This window comes from Streptomyces rectiviolaceus (assembly GCF_039533825.1).
GTDB lineage: Bacteria > Actinomycetota > Actinomycetes > Streptomycetales > Streptomycetaceae > Streptomyces > Streptomyces rectiviolaceus.
In genome coordinates, this window is sequence record NZ_BAAAUG010000257.1 from 1 (window position 1) to 3,942 (window position 3,942).

Consider the following 3,942-nt stretch of genomic DNA (forward strand, 5'->3'; position numbering starts at 1 on the left):
CGGTCGCCGGATGCGTCGCCGCTGCGGCGGTATCCGGTCAGCAGGGCGCTGAAGACCACGTTGCCCTCCTGATGCCCGGTGACGTGGACGCTGAGCATGCCCGTCTGTGCGGGCCGCACCGTCATGGCGTCGATCCAGCACGGTGTGTCGAATTCGGCGTACTGGTGGAACTCGGTGGAGACCTGGACAGGCTCGAACGTGTCGCCCTCCAGCCCGCAGGCCGCCTGCCGTGCCGCCTCGATCAGCACCATCCCCGGTATGTGGTCGCCGCCGTGCTCGAACAGTATGGGGTGGCTCCGGTCCGGGCTGAGCAGCCAGTGGCCGTGCTGGTCGGTGGGCGACAGGACGACATCGGCGGCGGCGGAGCGGCCCACCCGTCGTGGGTCGACGGTGCGGGGGCGGGGTGTCGCCGCGGTGCCGGTTTCGGCGCTTCGGGCTCCGCGCAGCCGGTTGTAGGCGGCAGGGGCGATGCAGGTGAAGTGCCCGCTGCCACCGGCGGTGGGGCGTCCGTCGCGCTCGATGGTGATCGCCATGGCGAACTGCGTGACGCGGCTTCCCCTCCACTTCACATCGGTGCAGATGGCTTGGAGCGTCAGTTCGCTGGGGCCGGCGCCTATGTCCAGGTTCTCCGGGGACACGGAGTACTCCATGTCGCGCAGCAGGAACTGGTGCCCCAGGGGCACACCGAACTCCGAGTGGGCGAGCAGCAGGCCGACTTGGCGGATGGTCTCGGCCGCCTGCGTGGGATCGTGGCGCGTCCCGTCCGCGTCGGTGAAGAAGGTGTGCGCGCGCGGCCACTGCCCCGTGAGTGCGAACCGGTCGCCGCCGTCCAGGCGGCGGCACCCGGTGAGGAACACTTCGGCGTGCGCGGCACGGTGCACGTACTCCCGGGGAACGGTGGTGGTGAGGTGCGGCAGGTCTTGGTCGGCCCGCGAAACGGGAGCGTCGTCGGTGTGCTCTTGCTGGCGAACGAGCAGGGGCATGGGTTTCCCTCTTCCCGGCAGTTCAACGGTGAATGGGCACGGTGAGCATGAAAGGGTGGCACAAAATATACGGGCCCACCGGTTTATTTTGTGAAGTCGTACAAGGTTGAACACCCACCGCCGGGTTTCACCGAATCTGCTGTTTGCATATGCCAGAAAATTTGCTTGCTTTCCAAGCTGGTTGCGCTGTTTGTCCGCGGATCATTTCCGGTCGCCCGGTCAATCAGTACGGCACGGCGAGGCGCCACCCGATTCAGGAGCCCGCGGCGCGCAGACCTTGTCGGCTGACCGCGATCCGCGGGAGCATCAGGGACCAGAACCTCGTCTGCACACGTCGCGAGACCCATGTCGGATCCCGCCTGCCGAGCATCTGGAAACCAACCGTGCACGCGAACACGATGCTCGCCACCTGGACGGCCGGCATCTCCCGCCGCAACTCCCCCGCCTTGTCCGCCTTTTCCAGCGTCGCGCTGATCCACAGGTGCCACAGATGGCGCACCTCTCCGATGTCCTTGGGACACCCGGGATCGCCGTCGAGGTCGAACCCGGCCCGCAACACCACGTCTTCTCTCAACTGCCGGGTCAGCTCATGCCCCGCGTCGACCAGAAGCTGCAGTGCGTCGCCGGATCGCATCCGTGTCTCGCACCGCTCCACCACCTCGTGAAGTCTCTGCGCCGCGGCTGTCATGACGGCGGAGGCGAGCGCCGCCTTGGTCGGGAAATGGAAGTGCAGGGCCCCGCTGGTCACGCCGGCGTGACGGCTGATGTCGAGCAGCGAGGCAGGGCCGTAGCCCTCCCGGCTGAAGCCGTCGGCTGCAGCGCTGACCAGCGCTCTGCGGGTTCGCACGGCACGTTCCTGCTTGACCATCGGGGCACTCCGTCGCTCTGAGCCACTCCGTGGCCCCGCACTCCCTTACAAACCGCGTTGACGGTTTCCTGATAGGTGCGACACTGATCCGCGAAAGCGGCTGATCCGTGAAAATGGGTACGTGACCGCGTACGCGACGGGCGGGCCGAGTCCTTACGCCGACTGTCCTTACACCGGCTGGGGGCGCGCCACGGCAGGACGCAGGGCTCGGATGGCCTTCTCCACACGGGCCCCGCGGTCCCCGGTGACGTCCAGTTCGGCCATGACGCCGGGGGCGGCGATTCCCGCCAGCAGGACGCGGTAGAGCGCGACCACGCGTTCATTCAGGTCCGCTCGCCCTGACAGCGCATGTGACATGAGCTGCGTCCCGGCGAATGCCCCGACGAACACCTCGGCGAGCTCACCGGGATCGATGTGGGGCTGCAACTCTCCTGCCGACTTGGCCAGCTCGAGCAGGCGCAGACTCTCCTCGGCCCAGTCCTGGAACGGCACGCTGCGATCCAGCTTGTCCTGCCCGACGTACTCCAGGGCGAGCCGGACACCTCCCCGGAGCACCGGATCGCGCACCATCAGATAGGCGAGCAACAGGCCCCGGTCGGCGGCCTCCTGCAACTTCAGCCTCTGCGGTGGAACAGCCGGGACCTGAGCGTTCTCGTGCAGCACCTCACTCGCGAGCTGTTCCTTGGAGGTGAAGTGGAAGTACAGCGCGCCCTTGGTGACACCGGCACGCCGCAGGATCTCCGACATCGTCGCGGCCTCGTAGCCGAAGTCGTCGAATATCTCGGCCGCGGCGGTCAGGATCGCGCGTCGGGTCCGGAGCGCTCGCTCCTGTTGCGCCAAGGCACATCTCCCTCAGTCTCCGCCCCCGAAGCAAACAAACCGTCGAGTTCGTATGCTATCAGCCGCTCCTCGCCCTCGCCGGTGTCTCCTCGCGGCCGTAACCGCTCACACTCGACACGGCCGAAAGACGCGTCCGCCGAGGAGCTCCTTCCTCAACGGCGAACGCGTGGGTGCGCGGGGTGGCCGAAGCCGGTGCGATTCACACCGCCCGGCCTCTGCGTACGCCGCCACCGTGCTCGAGCCCGTCGGCGAAGGTGAGCCACCGCTCCCCGCAGCGTCGGGCGGCCCTTGCGATGTCGGCGTGCCGGTGTTCGGGCACCGCACTCACCAGCCATCGCCACTTCTCGTCGTCGAGCGCATTGGTCGAAAGGAGCTGCAGAAGCGCCCTGCCCGCCTCGGAGAAGCGCAGGGAGGGGTCCTTGCGGAGGTTCACGAAGCGTTCCGCGTCCGAGATTTCGGCCGGCTCCAGCCGGGTGCGGCCGCCACGCTCTGCTCCGTTCGCCTCCCCGCGCCCGCGCGCGGTGCGCCTGTCCGCAAGAGCGCCGCCCTTCGCGACCTCGTGCAGCTTCGGCGGCACCGGGTCCTTGCCGTCACGGACGCGCAGCCGGACGTCCCGGGCGGTGGCCAGAGCGATGCCCGCCTCGTGGGCGATCTCGCGCAGCGAGGCGTTCGGGCGTTCGGCGATGATCTGACCCGCGCGCTGACGGCCGGCAGCGCTGTTGACCGGGCGGGAGCGGCCATCTCGCCCGGTGCGCGCGTTCAATTGGTCGCCTTGGTCGGTTGAACGCCTGCGCAGCGCGGAGACCGTGGTCGGCGCGAGCCCGGTCACTTCCGCTATGCGCCGGTCCGACCAGTGGGGGTGGCTGCCGATGATGCGCTCGGCGGCCGCGACCCGGTCTCTGCGCGATAACGGCATACCGTGTTCGGCATTGAGCTGGACGGCCAGGATGAAAGCGTCCTCGGTCGAGCCCTCCACGTACCGGACCTCTATGCGGTCCTCGCCCCGCCGGACTGCCGCCTGAAGTCGGTGCAGGCCGTCGACGAGCCGCATGGTCGGACGGTGGACCACGACGGGTGGCAGCGGTTTCTCCGTCTGCGCCAGCACCTCGACGTGCTCCACGTCCTCCCCGGCGACGCGCGGCGAATCCGACGTGACCAGGCTTGCGATGGGCACCAGTTCCGTCATCGGCAGGCGAGTGGCGCCAGAATCTGGTGATGCGGGTTGGGCTGCTGCCGTCAACACGTCGAGCA

The 3,942-nt window shown here is 68.5% G+C and carries 4 protein-coding genes; all 4 read right to left on the bottom strand.

What is annotated here, in order from left to right; genetic code table 11:
- The coding region (locus tag ABD378_RS43560) for a ScbA/BarX family gamma-butyrolactone biosynthesis protein (RefSeq protein WP_344530990.1) at positions 1-983 on the bottom strand (983 nt) is incomplete at its 3' end.
- 253 nt (positions 984-1,236) lie between these two features.
- Positions 1,237-1,830: a ScbR family autoregulator-binding transcription factor gene (locus tag ABD378_RS43565; protein WP_344530992.1), complete on the bottom strand. Its 594-nt coding sequence runs from the start codon at positions 1,828-1,830 to the stop codon at positions 1,237-1,239.
- A 189-nt stretch (positions 1,831-2,019) separates the two neighbouring features.
- A complete protein-coding gene (locus ABD378_RS43570; protein WP_344530994.1) occupies positions 2,020-2,691 on the bottom strand; it encodes a ScbR family autoregulator-binding transcription factor in 672 nt (223 codons plus the stop codon).
- A gap of 199 nt (positions 2,692-2,890) precedes the next feature.
- On the bottom strand, positions 2,891-3,865 hold the full coding sequence (locus tag ABD378_RS43575; RefSeq protein WP_344530996.1) for a ParB/RepB/Spo0J family partition protein: 975 nt from the start codon (positions 3,863-3,865) through the stop codon (positions 2,891-2,893).
- Positions 3,866-3,942: the final 77 nt, after the last annotated feature.